Source organism: Nonomuraea sp. C10 (assembly GCF_008017515.1).
GTDB lineage: Bacteria > Actinomycetota > Actinomycetes > Streptosporangiales > Streptosporangiaceae > Nonomuraea > Nonomuraea ferruginea.
The window spans coordinates 469,611-486,563 of the sequence record NZ_VPFF01000003.1 but is presented as its reverse complement, the minus strand read 5'-3'; the positions used below and the strand labels follow the sequence as shown (position 1 = coordinate 486,563).

At 68.1% G+C, this 16,953-nt stretch carries 14 protein-coding genes; 7 read left to right on the top strand and 7 right to left on the bottom strand.

All coding sequences use genetic code 11. The features are described from left to right. Positions 1–803: 803 nt before the first annotated feature. From FR742_RS33800 to FR742_RS33785, 3 genes are all read left to right on the top strand, one after another. On the top strand, positions 804–4,607 hold the full coding sequence (locus FR742_RS33800) for an NB-ARC domain-containing protein (RefSeq protein ID WP_148035364.1): 3,804 nt from the start codon (positions 804–806) through the stop codon (positions 4,605–4,607). 568 nt (positions 4,608–5,175) lie between these two features. Next, positions 5,176–5,589: a hypothetical protein gene (locus FR742_RS33790; protein WP_148035362.1), complete on the top strand. Its 414-nt coding sequence runs from the start codon at positions 5,176–5,178 to the stop codon at positions 5,587–5,589. A gap of 1,005 nt (positions 5,590–6,594) precedes the next feature. Next, positions 6,595–7,077, top strand: coding sequence for a cupin domain-containing protein (locus FR742_RS33785; RefSeq protein ID WP_148035361.1), 483 nt, complete (start codon positions 6,595–6,597; stop codon positions 7,075–7,077). 49 nt (positions 7,078–7,126) lie between these two features. Here FR742_RS33785 and FR742_RS33780 read toward each other — a convergent pair whose 3' ends face one another. Beyond that, positions 7,127–7,987, bottom strand: a complete 861-nt coding sequence (locus FR742_RS33780) for a hypothetical protein (protein ID WP_148035360.1) — start codon at positions 7,985–7,987, stop codon at positions 7,127–7,129. A 200-nt stretch (positions 7,988–8,187) separates the two neighbouring features. Between FR742_RS33780 and FR742_RS33775 the strand changes: the two genes are divergently transcribed. Then, a complete protein-coding gene (locus FR742_RS33775; RefSeq protein ID WP_148035359.1) occupies positions 8,188–8,625 on the top strand; it encodes a hypothetical protein in 438 nt (145 codons plus the stop codon). Position 8,626: 1 nt separating this feature from the next. Here FR742_RS33775 and FR742_RS33770 read toward each other — a convergent pair whose 3' ends face one another. Then, on the bottom strand, positions 8,627–9,094 hold the full coding sequence (locus tag FR742_RS33770; RefSeq protein WP_148035358.1) for a MarR family winged helix-turn-helix transcriptional regulator: 468 nt from the start codon (positions 9,092–9,094) through the stop codon (positions 8,627–8,629). 130 nt (positions 9,095–9,224) lie between these two features. Between FR742_RS33770 and FR742_RS33765 the strand changes: the two genes are divergently transcribed. Further along, entirely contained in the window at positions 9,225–11,345 is a 2,121-nt protein-coding gene (locus FR742_RS33765; RefSeq protein ID WP_148035357.1) for an MMPL family transporter, read from the top strand. On the opposite strand, the gene FR742_RS33760 is transcribed toward FR742_RS33765, so the two are convergent. From FR742_RS33760 to FR742_RS33750, 3 genes are all read right to left on the bottom strand, one after another. Then, positions 11,342–12,532 (bottom strand): lipopolysaccharide assembly protein LapB, encoded by a 1,191-nt coding sequence (locus FR742_RS33760; RefSeq protein ID WP_148035356.1) that lies wholly within the window; start codon positions 12,530–12,532, stop codon positions 11,342–11,344. The two genes, FR742_RS33765 and FR742_RS33760, sit on opposite strands and share 4 nt — an antisense overlap. Then, positions 12,526–13,893 carry an ATP-binding protein gene (locus tag FR742_RS33755; protein WP_148035355.1) on the bottom strand — a complete coding sequence of 456 codons (1,368 nt, stop codon included), beginning with the start codon at positions 13,891–13,893 and terminating at the stop codon, positions 12,526–12,528. The genes FR742_RS33760 and FR742_RS33755 overlap by 7 nt, the downstream gene beginning before the upstream one ends. 70 nt (positions 13,894–13,963) lie before the next feature. Next, positions 13,964–14,266 carry a 4a-hydroxytetrahydrobiopterin dehydratase gene (locus tag FR742_RS33750; RefSeq protein ID WP_148035354.1) on the bottom strand — a complete coding sequence of 101 codons (303 nt, stop codon included), beginning with the start codon at positions 14,264–14,266 and terminating at the stop codon, positions 13,964–13,966. A gap of 82 nt (positions 14,267–14,348) precedes the next feature. Between FR742_RS33750 and FR742_RS33745 the strand changes: the two genes are divergently transcribed. Then, positions 14,349–15,263 (top strand): transglycosylase SLT domain-containing protein, encoded by a 915-nt coding sequence (locus FR742_RS33745; protein WP_148035353.1) that lies wholly within the window; start codon positions 14,349–14,351, stop codon positions 15,261–15,263. Here FR742_RS33745 and FR742_RS33740 read toward each other — a convergent pair. Both FR742_RS33740 and folE read right to left on the bottom strand, forming a co-directional pair. Further along, positions 15,252–15,608, bottom strand: coding sequence for an ArsC/Spx/MgsR family protein (locus FR742_RS33740; RefSeq protein WP_222709225.1), 357 nt, complete (start codon positions 15,606–15,608; stop codon positions 15,252–15,254). The genes FR742_RS33745 and FR742_RS33740 overlap by 12 nt on opposite strands. Next, positions 15,605–16,156 carry a GTP cyclohydrolase I FolE gene (folE, locus tag FR742_RS33735; protein WP_148035352.1) on the bottom strand — a complete coding sequence of 184 codons (552 nt, stop codon included), beginning with the start codon at positions 16,154–16,156 and terminating at the stop codon, positions 15,605–15,607. Before folE ends, FR742_RS33740 begins: the two co-directional genes overlap by 4 nt. Before the next feature lie 109 nt (positions 16,157–16,265). On the opposite strand from folE, the gene FR742_RS33730 reads away from it, so the two are divergent. Continuing rightward, positions 16,266–16,952: a metalloregulator ArsR/SmtB family transcription factor gene (locus tag FR742_RS33730; RefSeq protein WP_148037124.1), complete on the top strand. Its 687-nt coding sequence runs from the start codon at positions 16,266–16,268 to the stop codon at positions 16,950–16,952. The last annotated feature ends 1 nt before the right edge of the window (position 16,953 follow it).

Genomic DNA, 16,953 nt, shown 5'->3' with positions numbered 1-16,953 from the left:
TAGACCGGTTTGCTGACTTCGCCGAGCTGTGTGTCGTAGGACAGGTAGAAGACTCGTCCGCCCGGCTGCGGGAGCGCGTCGAGGGCCCACCATATGGACGATCCAGACAAGGTGAAGACCTTGACGCAGCCAGGGCTCTGGTCGGCCACCCACACGGCGTCCTCCCGTGATAAGGGACGATGCCATCGCCGCGCCTGGTCCAAGTCGCGGGAGAGCGTCTTCTCATCTGCTCGCAGGGCCGTGACCACCGCGCAGTGGTCGGGCGCCTCGACCCACGAGCACTCAAACGTGCGCGCCAGACCACGCTCGTCGAAATACGGCCACTGGTCGAATTTGTCATGGTTTGTCATGACGCTCGCATGCGATGTACCGGACGGCCGAAGGGCCCACCGAGCTCACCGGGCCGAAGAGTAGCGGTACAGACCCATCTGGCAGCAACTCTATCGCCAAGATCGGCCCTCCCAACCGTGCACACGTCCTCCTTCACAAATCCGGAAACACGCGAAACATCGAGCCGAAAGGTGAAAGAATCACCACATCGGGACAGACGTGCATAAGCGTGAAGAAGATTCATGATACACAATGAAGAAACTGGGACATACCGCACATAAGAGACAGCATCAGAGATGAGTTTATATATCTATAATGTCTCCAACGGCACCAGCCGCTTGACAAATGAAGCGCCAGCGCTTTCACCAAAGTATCAAAATGTCCAGCTTTCACCATAAATTTTCGATTCCTCCCGTTGAAGGTCCTTGCCTCCTAGGGTTACACCCTCTTTGATCTGAAGCTCAGGAGCGGCTATGTCGAACCCACATTTCCAGCAGCCTGGAAACCTACCTCCCGAACATACTGACTTCGTCGGGCGGACCCGATTGCTCGCCAACCTCGAAAGGCGCCTCGGCGAGTCGCGGCTGGTGACCGTGACCGGTATTGGCGGGGTAGGCAAGTCGCGGACCGTGTTGCGGCTGGCGAGCATGGTGCGCTCTCAGTACCGAGACGGGGTGTGGTGGGTCGACCTGGGCCAGCTAAAGGAGGCGGGCATGATCAAGCATGCCATTGCTACGGCACTGGGCCTCGCCGAGCAGGCTTCACAGTTCGAGTCGAAGATTCTTTCGGAGTGGCTGCGCGAGCGCGACATGCTGCTCATCATCGACACGTGCGAGCACCTGGTGCAGGGCTGCGCCGAAGTGGTTCACGAGCTGCTGAAGGCTTCGCCTAACCTCAGGGTTCTGGCCACCTCTCGGCAGCGGCTGCACCTGCCCTACGAGCACGTCGTGCCTGTGCCGCCGCTGGGAGTCCCAGGCGACGACGCGACGGAGAGCTTGTTGCGCAACGAATCCATGCGGCTCATCATGGCCCGGGCCAGCGTCAGCGTGCCTGATTTGGTACTCGACCAGGGCAAGGTCGTCAAGGCCCTGGCACAGCTATGTCGTCGACTTGACGGCATCCCGCTGGCGATCGAGCTGGCGGCGGTTCAGCTGCGAGGGCTGTCGATAGAGCAGATGCTGGCCGATCGATTCGACCTGCTGGACAGTACCGGCAATGGCAAGCTGCCGCGTCACCGGACACTGCGCGCCCTGATCGGCTGGAGCCACAAACTGTGCGATCCCGCCGAGCAACTGCTGTGGGCTCGGCTGTCGGTGTTCGCCCGCGACTTCGACCTCGACGCGGTCAGAATCGTCTGCTCCGACGAAGGGTTGCCGGCGGACACTATTGCCGGTCTGCTGAGCAGGCTGGTCGAGAAGTCAATCGTGCTCTTCAAGAACGATCAGGGAAGCGGACGCTATGAGCTGATCAACACCCTGGCCGCATATGGCGTGGAGCGGCTCGACAAGCTCGGCCAGGCCGAGCAGATCCGCCAGCGGCACCTGGAGTACTACCTGAACCTGACGCAGCGCAGCGAGGACGCCTGGTCAGGGTCGCGCCAAATCTACTGGCACGTGCGCCTACGCCAGGAGTACGAAAACGTGCAAGAGGCCCTCGAATATGCGCTGAAGTCGAGCGGCAAGGGAGCACTGGCGCTACGACTGCTGTCCTCGCTGTGGTTCATGTGGGTGTGCTGCGGATTCGCCCACGACGGACAGCGGTATCTCGAACGGGCGCTGGAGGCCAACCTCATGCCGAGCAAGGAACGGTGCAAGGCATTGTGGGTCCTGTCCTACGTCCTCAGTGCCCAGGGTGACAGCATGGGCGCGCAGGCGATGGCCGAGGCCTGCCTCGATGAGGCGGCCAAGGTCGGTGACTCGCGAGCAGCCATGCTCGCCTCCAAGATGCAGGGAACTGCGGCGCTGCTACAGGGAGACTTGAACAAGGCCGGCGCGCTGCTGGGCATGGCGCTCGAGTTGAGCCCCGACAGCATGGAGCTCAATCCCGGCTTGCTACCCGCCGTCATCGAGTCGGCGCTGCTGCTGACGGCGCAGGGTGCAACCTCCGACGCCGAGGCGCTGCTACAGGACTGCCTGCAGATGTGCAAGGAGCGCGGCGAGCAGTGGGTCAGCTCTCACGCGTACTGGGCGTTAGCGGGCAGCATGCTCACAACCGGCCGCATCGACGAGGCTCTGCTGAACGTCAGAGAAAGCCTGCGCATCAAACGGCGCTTCCACGACACGCTCGGGACCCTGCTGGCTCTGGAGACGGCCATGCGGATCTTCGTGAAGCTCGGACAGTTGCCACTGGCCGCCCGACTCCTAGGGACGTTGCAGCACAACTGGCACATGGCAGGGGAACCCCAGATGGGCGCGCCATGGATGACGGAGCACCACAAGGAATGCCTGCGGGATTGCCGGCGACAGTTGGACGATCCGGCGTACAAGAGCGCCTTCGAGGAGGGTGCGCGGCTCGACCTCGACGAGGCCTCCGCCCTCGCGCTCGGCGAGTGGGACGTCCCCGCGTCCACCGCGCTGGAAATCAGAGTCACGGACGACGACGACGATGCCTTCGCCAAAGTAGAGGACGCTGTCGTACAGGTCGCGGGGGCCTTCGGGTTCGAAGTACCCACCGCGCAGGGATCCCGCCACGAGCGCTATGTCATGAGATTCCGAGAGGCCGCTTCCGACGGAACGGCCGAGGAGCAACTCGAGGAGATGGATCGAGCCCTGCGTGACGAGACTCCGCGTGGCGAAACGGCCCAGTCCAACGCGGTGGACTCCCTTATCACAGCACTGGAGGATGTGAACCGCGCAGTCGTGCTGGTCGAGCAGACGCTTCTCGTCAAGATGAACGGCCGAATCGTAACCAGGCGACTGTCCACAGCCGAACAGGCGTACCTGGATAATCATCGCCGCCTCTTCAACAAGCCAGCCGATCTGCTGCATGAGCTCGACCAGCTGGAGGTGGATAGCACACCGGACTCCTCCCACCGAGTCAAGCGCGATGATCGCGGGATCATCGTCGAACATCTAGGGGAGCCTGCTGCACAGGCTCTGTACGCGTGGGCCGATGCTGCAAACTATGAGATATCAGTCAATCTGCCAGTCTGGGTGAAAAGCGGGCACACAGAGAGCTGCCTGCTGGCCTTGATCGTTAAAACACCTCGCGATAGCGGCCAGCGCACGAGCAAAGTCGTCGCCAAAATGTGTCCTCCTGGCCCGTCATCACGTGAACCCTCACAGCATCAACGGGCGTGGGATGCGAGCCCAAGACAATTCCGCAGAGAGCACCTGGTCGCGGTCAAGCCGCATTCACCAGCCATCAGCGGTGCAGGAGGCTATGTACTCCTGCAAGAGATCGCCGGAGGCAGTTTCGCCGACATGTGCCAGATGGCAGAACTGGAGTCCCCGTCGGAGATCATCGCCGCTTTCACCGCGGTGTTGGACGGGTTGATCTGTAAGTGGAACAGTGGGCGGCCTGATCCCTTTTCTCACATAGACTCAGGCGAGTATCTACGCGGTGAGTTGCGCCAGAAATTCGAGCCGAGTGGCAAGCTGTATACCTGGGCACAAGAGAACGGACTCCTCTCTCCGGACCGTCGCTGGATCATGTTCGCGGACGAGAGCAACGCCCGGCTTCTACCGAATCCCCTGGCCATGGCCGCGGGAACCATCGTCGGCCGGTATAACGTTCAGCACCTGCGCGGGCTGACACACGGCGACCTGCATACAGGCAATGTCCTCCTGCAGCGTATGCAGCAAGGGGAGCTCCTGCCGCAGCGGTTCAGGTTCGTCGACCTGACTACCTTCGACATCAGCGCGCCACTGACCCGAGACCCGGCTATGCTCCTGCTCTCCACCGTCGCCGGACGCATACCCCTGGACGCACGCGCTCAGGAGGAATTGTTTGACCAAATCGTACGAGGTGAGGGACGCCACGAACTCTTCGCGCCGCTGATGCGTTCAATCCGCGACATCGACGGCAAACTTATCAGCGACGACTTCCGTGAGGACTGGATCAATCAGCTGCCTTTGTCACTGCTGGCCACCGCGCTCCTGTACTGCACGTTCAGTAACCTGGACGAGCGTACACGCTGGTGGTTCTTCCGTCTGGCTGCGCGATGTGCGGCGGAATACCTTCAAGTCACAGGTTCATGGCCGACCTCCAATGAAAGGCCCTTCATCCTTGGACTGGAGGACATGGGAGGGTTCCTCATGTCACCGGCTCGCCCGTGACTGTACAGACGAGTTCACCTTGACGTGACTGCGGGTAAGGCGGACGCACGTCACGGCCTCGATAGAACGACCGTCCGGGCCGCCACGCAGTTCGTGTTTGAAGGCGTTGCGGCTGCCGGCCAAGCGGGCGGTGAACACCATGCCGTTGTCAGTCAGCGTGGAGGCCGCGACGCCGAAGGCCGCGGAGAGCACGAGGGTACGCCCTCAAGGGAAGAGATCATCGCTCGACAGTGGGACTCCTGGACGCGTAGACCAAGGAGCACCCCCGCTGTTGGGGCGACGGCCGGTGAGCGGAGAGGATATTCGAGAACGGCATGACCGCCCGCAATCCTGAGATGGGGCCTCGAAGAACACATGACCGGCGGAAATGGTTTGATTGCATCTTCCGAAAGAAAGAAAGTGGCGCGAGGGTTCGCGATCGAACATAAGGACGGTGTCAAGTATCAGTTTCCTGAGCAGGAAGTTGCGTTCAAGCGGATCGAGCCTGGCCAGATCAGGAGAGCTTGGCGGTTAGGCCGATTCGATCAACCGGACACATGGATACCCCGAACTATGAACCGAGGTGAGCATGTACCGGCTTGAAGCAGTGAATCTCGCAGATGAGTCACGCGTGCCATGCGTCGTGACCCTCCGGGGCATCGAAGACGACGATATTTGCGGACTCCGCTTCGACCGGCAGAACGCTGCGCCCTTGGTGTTCCGCTCGCCAGTGGACTTTGAGGACACGCTGATGGAATTGAGGCACGAACTGGAGCGCCAATGCCTGCTCTTGCTGTGCAACAGATTCCGCCGGAACGCGTTCGTCTCCTCAATGGCCCGCCAGATGAGCACCGGCCTGTCCTGCTATCTCGTGAGCCCCGGCCAGCCTGTAGATCCTGAGAAGCTCGTCGACTCCCTCGGGCCGGCCCCCAAAGAGGCCGTGGTTCTCGCCGAGGAAGCGGCGAAGTACATCGAAGATTGGATCGCTGGCTTCGGTGAGTGATGGTGCTGACTATCGACCGTAGATCTGGTGGCATACCCGGTTGCGCAGGCGGAACGCTGGGCGGGAAGGCGGGAACAACTCGTCGCACCTCGCGATGATCAGAGGAACCTGAGTCTTCCGGATACCGCGATGTGCGCCCTTGCTCCCGGTCGCTCTACTGTGGCCCGCAGATGCGGAGGGCTTCCTACGCGGTTCGATCCGAACCACGTGCTGCCTACGGTTACGGATCATGCCCGATTCGTCTGCCTGTTCATGCTTCACGCTCTTCACTGGCGTAGGTTTCGTACTCGGCACGGCGGAAGCCAGCACGCGGTTCGTGGGCTCCGGCGACGGGGAAAGCGATACGACCGGCTTCTCTGCCGTACTCGGGTGGTGTATTGGCCCCGTAGTACCACTCGGCTCCTCAGAGGCTCCACCGGCGCCCAGGCGCTTGACCAGATGCCGAGAACGACGCAGCTCAGGAACCCTGTGGTGCGTGGGGGGACAGTTGGCAGGAGCCGTGGCAGACCACGCGGGCGACGGTGTTGCGGGTGGACGGTTCCGATCGCACCACCGTGCCGGGAGACGCGCTCATGCAGAGACCGCCGATTCGTGACCGGCTCGCCCTCCTCGAGGTTCCCCCGGTCGAAGGGGACGACTCGATTCCCAGGAGTTGGGGGCGTCGACACTCGGACACGTCGCCCAGGGTTTCGACCGCTGCACGGGCCGCGCCGCCCTCCTCGGGACCCACAGCTTGATGCATGAGGAGATGCCCTGGACGGAGATCAAGACCGGCGTATGGGCCCCGGACGGGCCACTTCTGTACTGGAGAACTGATGGGGATCAGTTCGTGGTCGCCGACTTGGGCGCCATCGCCTCCTCCCCGTGCCCGGCATGAGGCCGCCGGAGGACGACGCGCCGCGTCAACGATCAGCGATCAGCAGGTTTAGCGACGACCATCTTCGGTATCCGGCACCTGGAACTCACCCGCCCCTCAGGGGCAGTCAGCGCCGACGGGGAGAAACGATGCACATCAGCGACAACGGGCCCCGGCCGAACGCCTTCGATATCGAAGCGGCCACGCGGCAGAACGAGAACTACCGAACCACCGCATGGACCGGGAAGTATCTGCAGGTCACCCTGATGTCCATCCCGGTCGGTAAGTCGATCGGCCTCGAAGTCCACCCGGAGACCGACCAGTTCCTTCGTCTGGACGCGGGGCAGGGCACCTGTGTCATGGGCCAGGCCAAGGATCGGCTGGACTTCGAGCAACAGGTCTCCGACGGATGGTCGATCCAGGTCCCGGCCGGCACCTGGCACGACGTGATCAACACCGGTGATGAGCCACTGCGCCTCTACGCGATCTACGCCCCGGTCCACCACTCGCGCGGCATCGTCCAGCCTTCGAGCACCGACGCCGAGCGCGACGAATCGCTCGGCGTGGACGAACCTCCCGCCTGGACTGCGCAGCCCCAGGACCGCGTCCCCGACCAGCATGACACCCTCTGAAATTTGATCAGTAACTGAGAAGTGCTGCTGAATCAACACTTATCAGTAGTCATGCCACCCGGCGTACCCGTACCGCCAGCACGATGAGGACGACGGGAAGGAACGTGAACAGCGCCCATGTGAGCGTGATCGGATCGGCAGGGGACCGGGTGCATCCGAGCAAGGGCATCCAGGTCATCATCAGGTCGGCGGCCAGCAGGGGCGCCAGCGTCAACCAGCCCACAGCCCGGCCCAGAAGCCGGTGACCGGTGCGGGCCAGCAGCGCCCAGAGGGCGAAGCCCAGCGCGACCACCAGCGGCTGCGGGAGCAGGATCACCATGGCCATGGCAGGCCAGAGCAGGATTTCCTCCAGGGCGCCGAAGCAGGAGCCGTCCATGACGATCATCCCGTGCTCGGCCGTACCGGCGGCGAGGACCACCATCGTCTGAGGAACGCTCACCAGCAGCAGAGCCGCGCCCCACATGACCAGCGGCCACCGCCAGCGCAGCGGACGAAGCTCACGCCGTCCGTCCTGATGGACGGCGCGGCCGAGCATCAGCAGCAGTGCCGCCGTGGCGAGGCAGGCGACGGCGAGCAGCAGCAGATCGGTGTCGTCCCAGGGGAGGGACCCCAGCGCCCCGCCATGGAGGTCGACCGGTCTGCCGAGAGCGACCTGGACCGCGACGTAGCGCTGGATCTCCTCCGAGGTCGGCCTGCCGAGCCCGGAGACCGGCGGCACGGCGGCGGCCACGGCGAGCAGCGTCAGCAGCGCGGCGCCGGTGCGCGACGCCCAACGTTTACGGCGCAGCGCCACCACGGGAGCCACCAGCAGGACGGTGATGACCGCGCCGGCGACGACGTTCGCGGTCTTGGGCACGATGACCGCGGGGGCCAGCGGCATGAGGATCGCCAGGGCGGATAAGGCGGGCACGGAGGTTTTTGACGACACCACCGACGCGTTTATCGCTCGCGAGGGGATCATGTCAAACCGCCTCGAAGCCCCTCTCCGACCAGCACCTGTCAGGCTTTTCCCGACAAATCATCAATAACAGCATCATTGCATTGCAATTCCGGCATTGCCGGGAGGGGATTTGCGTCGCTACAACCCTCTTTGAGCAACTGGAGGGGTGTATGTCGGGGATGACTGGCCGGCGCGTGGTCCGGCTGATGGCGGCGGCTGCCGGGGGAGCGGTCGTGGCGGGGATCGTGGTCGGGGGTGCGGCGCGGCTGCTGATGAGCCTGATCGCGATCGCGGCGGCCGAGCAGAGCCAGTTCAGCCTGATGGGGACGGTGGGCGTCTTCATCGCGTTCACGGTGCTCGCCGTGCCGGCGGCGGTGACCGGTGCCGCGCCGAGGGTGGTGCGGGTGGCGGGGCGGTGGGTGACCGCGGCCGTGACCGGGTTCGGGGTGGCGTCCACCGGGTTCGCCGACGGCGCCGCGGTCATTCTCGCGCCCGACGGGCGCATGACGTACATCGCGATGGTGGTGGTCGGGTTCGGCGCCGTCGTGGTGGCTCATGGCCTGTTCGCCCAGTACGTCACGCGGCGCCTGGCCGGAGCTCCGTCCTAGGTCAACGGCGGGAGGCCAGCTCGTTCAGCGTCTGGGTGACGCGGTGCAGCCAGTCGGCGATGACCTCCAGTTCGGCCTCCGAGTAGCGCTCGTGCATCGCGAGCATGGCCTGGGCGATGCCGAGCTGGTCGCCGGTGGCGGGGCCGGGCTCGGGCTCGGTGGCGGGGCGGACGATCACCTTGCGCCGGTCGTCGGGGTGGCGGTCGCGGGCGACGAGGCCGCGGGCCTCCAGCCGGTCGATCAGCGCGGTGACCGACCCGGTGGCCAGCCTGAGCCACTGGGCGATCTCGCCGGGGGTCATGGGGCCCTGGATGCGGAGCAGCGCGTACGCCTGGAAGTCGGTGGGGTTGAGGTCGAGGCCCAGCGACATGGTGTGGAGCAGCCGGACGAGCCCGGTCGCGAGGCGCTGCCCGTCCTGCTGGATGTCGAGATAGAGGCGCTCGCGGGATCCGGAGCGCGAGGTGTCCATCTTTCTCCCTACCGGCCGGCGCGGTGTCGCCCGTCATTGTAGGGGCAGCTCAGGGGGGCGGTGTGGGGGCCCGTTCGCGCGTCATGTATCTTGATTTTCAAGTAGCTTGATTATCGAGGGAAGGCGCAGGATGTCCGTTCACGACACCCGCACGCGGACCGGTACGGAGCGTCGTCATGCCCGGCCGCGGCGGCACCGAGCCTGGTACGGCGCGGCCGTGCTGATCGCCGTGGTCTGGCTGTTCGGAGCCGGCCCGCTCGGCATGTTCATGGGCAAGCTGACCGAGGTGCAGACCAACGACCAGTCTGCCTTCCTGCCCATCGGCGCCGAGTCCACGCAGGTCCAGGAGGCGCGCGAGGCCTTCGAGGAGAGCGACGCGGTGCCCGCCTTCGTCGTCTACTCGGCCGACCAGCCGCTCTCCCGGGAACGGCTGGCCGAGATCGCCCAGGACGCGCAGCGGATCTCCGCCGAGCCCTGGATCCAGGGCAAGGTCACCGGGCCCATCCCGGGGACCGAGGACCCGAGCGTCGCCCAGCTCGTCGTGCCGATCAGCGACCAGGTCGAGGCCGACGTCGCCGTCGACGAGCTGCGCGCCCTGCTCGGTGACAGCGCGGCCCAGGGCACGACCGTGCAGGTCGCCGGGCCCGCCGCGCTGGGCGCCGACCTCGGCGCGGCGTTCGGCGGCATCGACGGCACGCTGTTGCTCGTGGCGCTCGGCGCGGTGCTGGTCATCCTCATCGCCGTCTACCGGTCGCCGCTGCTGCCGCTCGTGGTCATCGTCTCCGCCATGCTCGCGCTCGTGCTGGCCGCCTTCGTCGTCTACCTGATGGCCGACGCGGGCTGGATCGAGCTGAACGGGCAGAGCCAGGGCATCCTGTTCATCCTGGTCGTGGGCGCGTGCACGGACTACGCCCTGCTGCTGGTCGCGCGCTACCGGGAGGCGCTGTACGAGAAGGAACGGCCGATCGACGCCATCAGGGTGGCGGTGCGCGGCACCGTCGAGCCCATCGTCGCCTCCGGCGGCACCGTCATCCTCGGCGTGCTCTGCCTGCTGGCCAGCGACCTGGCCTCGAACCGCGGGCTGGGCCCGGTGGCCGCGCTCGGCATCGCCGCCGCCCTCGTCTCCGCGCTCACGTTCCTGCCCGCGGTGCTCCTGCTGCTCGGCCGGGCCGCGTTCTGGCCGCTGCTGCCGCGTACCGGCGACCAGGAGGCCGACGCCGACTCGACCGCCGCCGTCGTGCGCCGTCACCGGCTGTGGGGCCGCGTGGCCAGGTCCGTGGAACGGCGGCCGCGCGCGTACTGGGTCATCACGGTGGTGGCGCTGGCCGCGGCGGCGGCGTTCGTGCCGCAGTTCAAGGCCGAGGGCACCTCGCAGCTGGACGTGTTCCGCACCGAGGTCGAGTCCGTCGCCGGGCAGCGGACGCTGGAGCGCGGCTTCGGCTCCGCCGGCTCGGCCACGCCCGCCACCATCCTCACCTCGGCCGACCAGGCGGAGCAGGTCAAGGCCGCCGCGGAAGGGGTGGCGGGCGTCACCGAGGTAACCCGGGTGGACAAGGTCGTGGACGGGCGGACGCTGCTGCACGCCACGCTCGGCGAGCCCGCCGAGTCGACCGCCGCCGTCGAGGTCGTCCGCGACCTGCGGGCCGCCGTGCACGCGGTGCCGGGAGCGGACGCGCAGGTCGGCGGCACGGCGGCGGTAACCCTGGACACGCTCGACACCTCGGCGCGCGACCTGCGGGTGGTGATCCCGCTCGTGCTGCTCGTCGTGCTGCTGGTCCTGATCGCGCTGCTGCGCTCGCTGGTGGCCCCGCTGGTGCTCATCGCGACCACGGTGCTGTCCTTCGCCACCGCCCTGGGCGTCGGCGCGCTGATCTTCAACCACGTGCTCGACCTGCCGGGCGCCGATCCGGCGGTGCCGCTGTTCGCGTTCGTCTTCCTGGTGGCGCTGGGCATCGACTACAACATCTTCCTGATGACCCGGGCCAGGGAGGAGACGATCCGGCACGGCGAGCGCGAGGGCACCCTGCGCGCCCTCACGCTCACCGGTGGCGTCATCACCTCGGCCGGCGTGGTGCTGGCGGCGACGTTCGCGGCGCTCGCCGTGCTGCCGCTGCTGTTCCTGATCCAGCTCGCCTTCCTGGTGGCGTTCGGCGTCCTGCTGGACGCCCTGATCGTGCGCTCGCTGCTGGTGCCCGCGCTGTCGCTGGACATCGGCCGCCGCATGTGGTGGCCGAGCCGCCTGTCCCGCTAGACCGCCTGGCGGGGGCGGAAGATCTTCCGTACGCCGGCCGCGATCCAGATCGTGGCCAGGGCGGCGTACAGGGACAGGATGGCGGGGGCGAAGGCGGAGGTGGCGACCGCGACGGCGATCGTCACCGCGAGCGCCCCCGCCCAGACGGCCAGGATGCGCCGGCCGGCCGCCGAACCGGTGTGGACGGCCTCCTGGACCGGGGTGACCAGGGCCATGGTCGCCACGCCGGCGGTGCCGAGGACATCCAGGCCGAGCCCGATGCCCAGGCCGAGCATGACCGCGCCGGCCACCGGCAGGGCCAGGCACAGCAGGGACACCCGGCCCGCCGCCCCCTCGAACAGCAGGCGGGTGGCCTTGGCCCTGGCCAGGCGGAGCGTGGTCCAGGACTCGGCCACCCACGCCGCCCAGTGCAGCAGCGCGCTGATCACGAAGACCGCGATGACCGGCGGCAGCGCGGGCAGCAGGAACAGCAGCCGCCAGCCCACCCGGAACCGCAGCTTCGCCAGCAGGCGGTAGACGGGGTTGCGCTGCTTCAGCGCGTACACCAGCAGGTCCCTGGCCGCGTCGAAGCCCGGGTCCAGGCGGAGCACCTCGCGGAAGGACTCGGCGGCCGTCTTCGGGTCGCCGGCGGCCAGCGCGGCCCGGCCGTAGGCCCAGTGCGCCAGCGCGCTCTCCGGGTCGTTGCCGACCGCCTGGGCGGCGACGGCCCTGGCGCGCTCGTTCTGACCGAGCATGACCAGGGCGATGGCCAGCAGACTGGCCAGCTCGGCGTGCTGCGGGTCCAGCCCCAGGCCGCGGCCGGCGGTCTCGGCCATCTGGGGCCAGTCGTGCCTGGTCATATGGACGCGCGCCAGCAGCTCCCAGGACGGGGCGTGCTCGGGTGAGAGCGCCAGCCCGGCGACGACCGCGCGGACCGCCTCGTCGACCAGCCCCGCCTGGAAGTGCACCTGGCCGGAGAGGTAGTGCGGAACGTAGTGGTCGGGCGCGAGCCGCACCCCCTCGCGCGACTCCTCCAGCGCCTCGTCCGTACGGTCCTGCTGGACCAGCGCCAGGCCGAGCAGCGCGTGCGCGCCGGCGTGCTGGGGATCCTCGGTGAGGACGCCGCGCAGCTCCCGCTCGGCGTCCGCCGGGCGGCCCATCTGCAGTAACAGCCGTGCCCGCTCCAGCGAGTCGCGGACCGTCACCATTTGCGCTGGATGTACGGCATGAGGTCGTCCCAGGCGCCCGACTCGTTGGCGTGCATCACGTAGTTGCGCGCGGTCGCCATCCACTCCCGCACGGACGTGGGCCTGGCCGTCTTGGCCGCGGCCAGCAGGTCGCGGGTCGACAGCGGGACCGGCCGGCCCGCGCGGATCGACTCCTGCAGCTTGGCCTCGACCGCCCGGTCCACCACGCCCTTGAGGTCGGCGCCGACGAACTGGTCGGTGACCTTGGCCACCGCGCCGAAGTCGACCTCCGCCAGCGGCTTGTCGCGGCACAGGATGCGCAGGATCGCCGCGCGCGCGTCCGCGTCCGGCGGCGGTACGAAGACGAGCTGGTCGAACCGGCCCGGCCGGCGGAACGCCACGTCGATGTACCAGGGCGCGTTCGTGGCGGCCAGCACCAGCACGCCCTCGTTGGCGTTCTGGTCCACGCCGTCCAGCTCCGCCAGGAACTGGTTGACGAGCTGCCGGTTGTGCGTCTGGCGCATGTCGGAGCGGCGCGCCGCCAGCGCGTCCACCTCGTCGAAGAACAGCACGCACGGCCGGTGGCGGCGGGCCAGGTCGAACGTGGCGCGCAGGTTCCGCTCGCTGGAGCCGATGTACATGTCGAGGATGTCGGCCAGGCCGACGCTCACGAACGCCGCGCCGAGCTCCCCGGCGGCGGCCCTGGCCAGGTGCGTCTTGCCGGCTCCCGGCGGCCCGTACAGCAGGACACCGCCGCCGGCGCGCTTGCCGAACGCGGCGAACAGCTCCGGCTGCTGCATCGGCAGCAGCAGCTTGACCCGGAGCGCCTCCTTGACCTCGTCCATCCCGGCGACGTCGGCGAAGCTGAAGCCGGACCGCTCGACCTCCGCGGTCGAGCGCTCGTGGGTGACGGACGAGGGCGCCATGTACGCGGGCGGGTTTCCCACGGGCGGCCCGGCGGGTTCCGCGACCACCGGTGGCGGGGCCACCAGGCGGCCCGCAAGGTCGGCGTCCGCGACGGACGGGTCACGCGAGACCGCCTCGTGGTAGCGGTAGGCCGCCTTGTGCACGTCGCCCTCACCCAGCAGGGCGCGGGCCGCCAGCACGCCCACCTTCGGCGGGTACCCGCCCTCGGCCAGCAGCGGCTCCAGCGCCGACAGCGCCTCTCCGTACGAGCTCTGCCGGACGAACGCCTCGGCCAGCCCGGTCACGATGTCCGGGTCCTTGGGCGCGAGCACGAGCGCGGCACGGAACTCGGCCTCCGCGTCGGCGAGATATCCCTTGCCCAGCAGCTGCTCGGCCAGGTGCCGGCGCAGTGGGAGGTTGTCCGGGGAGAGGCGCGCGGCCTCGCTGAGCGCCCGCAAACCGGGGTCGTCGACCACGTGCCGGGTCCCTTCTGTCGCGATTCCGGTGGTTCAGAACTACGTAAGCTACCGAAATCGGGACAGGACCTCAGCCCTTGTCGCGCGTGGCGCCGCTCAGCACCTGGTCGATGCGGGCCGCCAGCTCCACGTCCTTGGGCGTGACGCCGCCCGCGCTGTGCGTCCAGAGGCGGAAGCGGACGCCGCTGTCGGTGCGGTCGATGTCCGGGTGGTGGTTCATCTCGTCCGCCTCGTTCAGCACCGCCTCGCTCAGCCAGCCGAAGCTGTCGGGCGTGATCGGGACGTCCTTGACCAGGGCGTTCCCCTCGCTGTGCCAGCCTTCCAGCGCGGCCAGCGCGGTGTCGATCTCGTCACGGTTGAGCAGCTCGGTCATGATGTGCTCCCTGCTGTAAGTGGCCGTCACCCTTGGCGTACCACCGGAACGGACCTTCACACACCGGGTAGATTGGCCGCCCATGCGAAGCTTCCGCGTCGTGACGGCGGCGGCGGTGCTCACGGCCGCCGCGGGCTGCGCCGCCCAGGAGAGCGCCGCCCCGCCGTCGGTCCCCGCGCCCACCACCGTCTCCGCCACCCCGGAGCACACCCCGACGCACACCCCGTCGCCGGAGCGCGACCTGCCCGATCCGGACGAACGCATCCCGAAGGATCCGGCGAAGCTGGCCGCGGCGCTGGAGAAGACCACCGAGGCCCTCGCCGAGGCCATCGACGGCTGGGACAAGAAGCGGGAGCCGCCCGAGGACGTCGAGCTCCTCGCCCTCCACCACCAGCGCATCCACCGGTTCGCCGCGCGCAACCCGGAGATCGCCGAGAAGGCGTTCGCCCGCCTGCCCGAGCGGCTGGCCGCCGGAGCCAGGGACGACACCCGGGCCATCCGCGAGCTGCTGGCCCTGGCCCACCCCGTCAAGAGCACGTCGGTCATCAGGACCCGCGACGCCCGCCCCGCCGCCGAGCTGCTCCGCTACTTCAAGCAGGCCGAGCGCCGCTTCGGCGTGGAGTGGGAGGTGCTGGCGGCGGTCATGTTCGCCGAGACGAAGTTCGGCCGGGTCAGGTCGGCCAGCCACGTCGGCGCGCAGGGGCCGATGCAGTTCATGCCCGCCACCTGGAAGGCGTACGGGATGGGCGGCGACGTCCAGGACCACCGCGACGCGGTCATGGCCGCCGCCAACTACCTGCGCGCCACCGGCGCGCCCCGCGACTACGGGCGTGCGCTGCACGCCTACAACCCCTCCCAGCGGTACGTGAACGCCATCCAGTCGCACGCCCGCCAGATCAAGCGGGATCCCCTGAACTACTACGTCTACTACAACTGGCAGGTGTACGTGATCACCACCAAGGGGGAGCGGCGCGTCACCGGCCCGTCAGAGGGCTGACCGGACCGCCTCCTCGGTGCGGGCGACCACGGCGGCGCCGTCGGCGGCGGTGATGATCGGGCGCTGGATCAGGATCGGGTGACCCGCCAGCGCGCCGATCCAGCGGTCGCGGCTCTCCGGGGTGCGCGGCCAGGTCTCCAGGCCCAGCTCGGCGGCGACCGGCTCGCCGTGGCGGGTGATGTCCCACGGCTCCAGCCCGAGCCTGGCCAGCACGTCGCGGAGCTCCTGCTCGGTCGGCGGGTCGTCCAGGTAGCGGCGGACGGTGTAGCCGGCCTGCTCGGCGTCCAGGATCGACAGGGCGGCGCGGCACTTCGAGCAGTCGGGGTTGATCCAGATCTCGATCATTTCGGCAGTCCCGTGAGAGCGAAGAACTCGGCCCGGGCGCGGGCGTCGTCACGCAGCGTACCGAGCAGCGTGGAGGTGAGGGTGCGCGATCCGGGAGCCTGCACGCCGCGCAGCGTCATGCACGTGTGGTCGGCCTCGATGACGACGCCGACCCCCTCGGGGTCGAGCTGGTCGTGCAGCCATCCGGCCACCTGGCGGGTCAGCCGTTCCTGCACCTGCGGGCGGCAGGCGAAGTGCTCCACGACCCTGGCCAGCTTCGACAGCCCCACGATGCGCTTGCCCGGCAGGTAGCCGACGTGCGCGAGCCCGGTGAACGGCAGCAGGTGGTGCTCGCAGATCGACCGCAGGGGGATGGACCGTACCAGGACGAGCTCGTCGTAGCCCTCGTCGTTGGGGAAGGTGGTCAGTTCGAACGGGCGCGGGCTCAGCATCTCGGCGTACGCGTGCGCCATCCGGCGCGGGGTCTCGCGCAGGCTCTCCTCGTCGGTGTCGACGCCCAGCGCCGCCAGGAACCGCTCGGCCGCGTGCTCGGCCTCGGCCAGGTCCATCAAGGGACCACCTCCTATTTTCACCAACAAGTGTTAGTCATATCCCCATATTTGGTCAATAGTGACCTGTTTCGCCAGCAGTCATGGGTGTTAACCTGACGGCGTGACGATGTCGGAGCAGGCCCGTGCGGCCGTCGCGGTGCTCAGCGACGACCTGCGGCGGCGCATGTACGACTTCATCAGGCGCGCCGACCGGCCCGTCACCCGAGACGAGGCCGCCGAGAGCGTCGGCATCTCGCGCAAGCTCGCCGCCTTCCACCTCGACAAGCTGGTCGCGGTCGGGCTGCTGTCCGCCGGATACGGACGTCCGGGGGAGCCGCGCCCGGTCGGCCGGGCGCCCAAGGTCTACCAGCCCACCGGCCTCGACGTGCGGGTCAGCATCCCGCCGCGCGAGCACGAGCTGCTGGCCGGCATCCTCCTGGAGGGCCTGCGCGTCCAGGGTCCGGAGGAGACGGGCCGCGAGGCCGCGCTCCGCGCCGCCGCCGCACGCGGGCGCGAGCTGGGCGCGGCCGAGCGCGACCGGGCCAAGCCGGGCAGGCTGGGCGCCGAGCGCGCGCTGACGTGCGCCGGGCAGGTGCTCGAACGTCACGGGTTCGAGCCCGTACGAGCGAGCCCGACCCTGCTGCGGCTGCTCAACTGCCCCTTCCACCCGCTGGCCGCCAAGGACCCCGATCTGGTGTGCGCGATCAACCACGCGTTCCTGGCCGGGTTCCTCGAAGGGCTGGACGCGTCCACCGCCGAGGCCGTGCTGGCCCCGCGGCCGGGCGCTTGCTGCGTCGAACTGAGAGGAGCCTGAC

Excerpts from the sequence above, each read along its gene's own strand:
- FR742_RS33800 (WP_148035364.1), top strand. The coding sequence starts at position 804 with ATGTCGAACCCACATTTCCAGCAGCCTGGAAACCTACCTCCCGAACAT.
- FR742_RS33765 (WP_148035357.1), top strand. The coding sequence starts at position 9,225 with ATGTCCGTTCACGACACCCGCACGCGGACCGGTACGGAGCGTCGTCAT.
- FR742_RS33730 (WP_148037124.1), top strand. The coding sequence starts at position 16,266 with ATGTCGGAGCAGGCCCGTGCGGCCGTCGCGGTGCTCAGCGACGACCTG.
- FR742_RS33785 (WP_148035361.1), top strand. The coding sequence starts at position 6,595 with ATGCACATCAGCGACAACGGGCCCCGGCCGAACGCCTTCGATATCGAA.
- FR742_RS33740 (WP_222709225.1), bottom strand. The coding sequence starts at position 15,608 with ATGATCGAGATCTGGATCAACCCCGACTGCTCGAAGTGCCGCGCCGCC.
- FR742_RS33750 (WP_148035354.1), bottom strand. The coding sequence starts at position 14,266 with ATGACCGAGCTGCTCAACCGTGACGAGATCGACACCGCGCTGGCCGCG.
- FR742_RS33760 (WP_148035356.1), bottom strand. The coding sequence starts at position 12,532 with ATGGTGACGGTCCGCGACTCGCTGGAGCGGGCACGGCTGTTACTGCAG.
- FR742_RS33775 (WP_148035359.1), top strand. The coding sequence starts at position 8,188 with ATGTCGGGGATGACTGGCCGGCGCGTGGTCCGGCTGATGGCGGCGGCT.
- FR742_RS33770 (WP_148035358.1), bottom strand. The coding sequence starts at position 9,094 with ATGGACACCTCGCGCTCCGGATCCCGCGAGCGCCTCTATCTCGACATC.
- FR742_RS33745 (WP_148035353.1), top strand. The coding sequence starts at position 14,349 with ATGCGAAGCTTCCGCGTCGTGACGGCGGCGGCGGTGCTCACGGCCGCC.
- folE (WP_148035352.1), bottom strand. The coding sequence starts at position 16,156 with ATGGACCTGGCCGAGGCCGAGCACGCGGCCGAGCGGTTCCTGGCGGCG.
- FR742_RS33790 (WP_148035362.1), top strand. The coding sequence starts at position 5,176 with ATGTACCGGCTTGAAGCAGTGAATCTCGCAGATGAGTCACGCGTGCCA.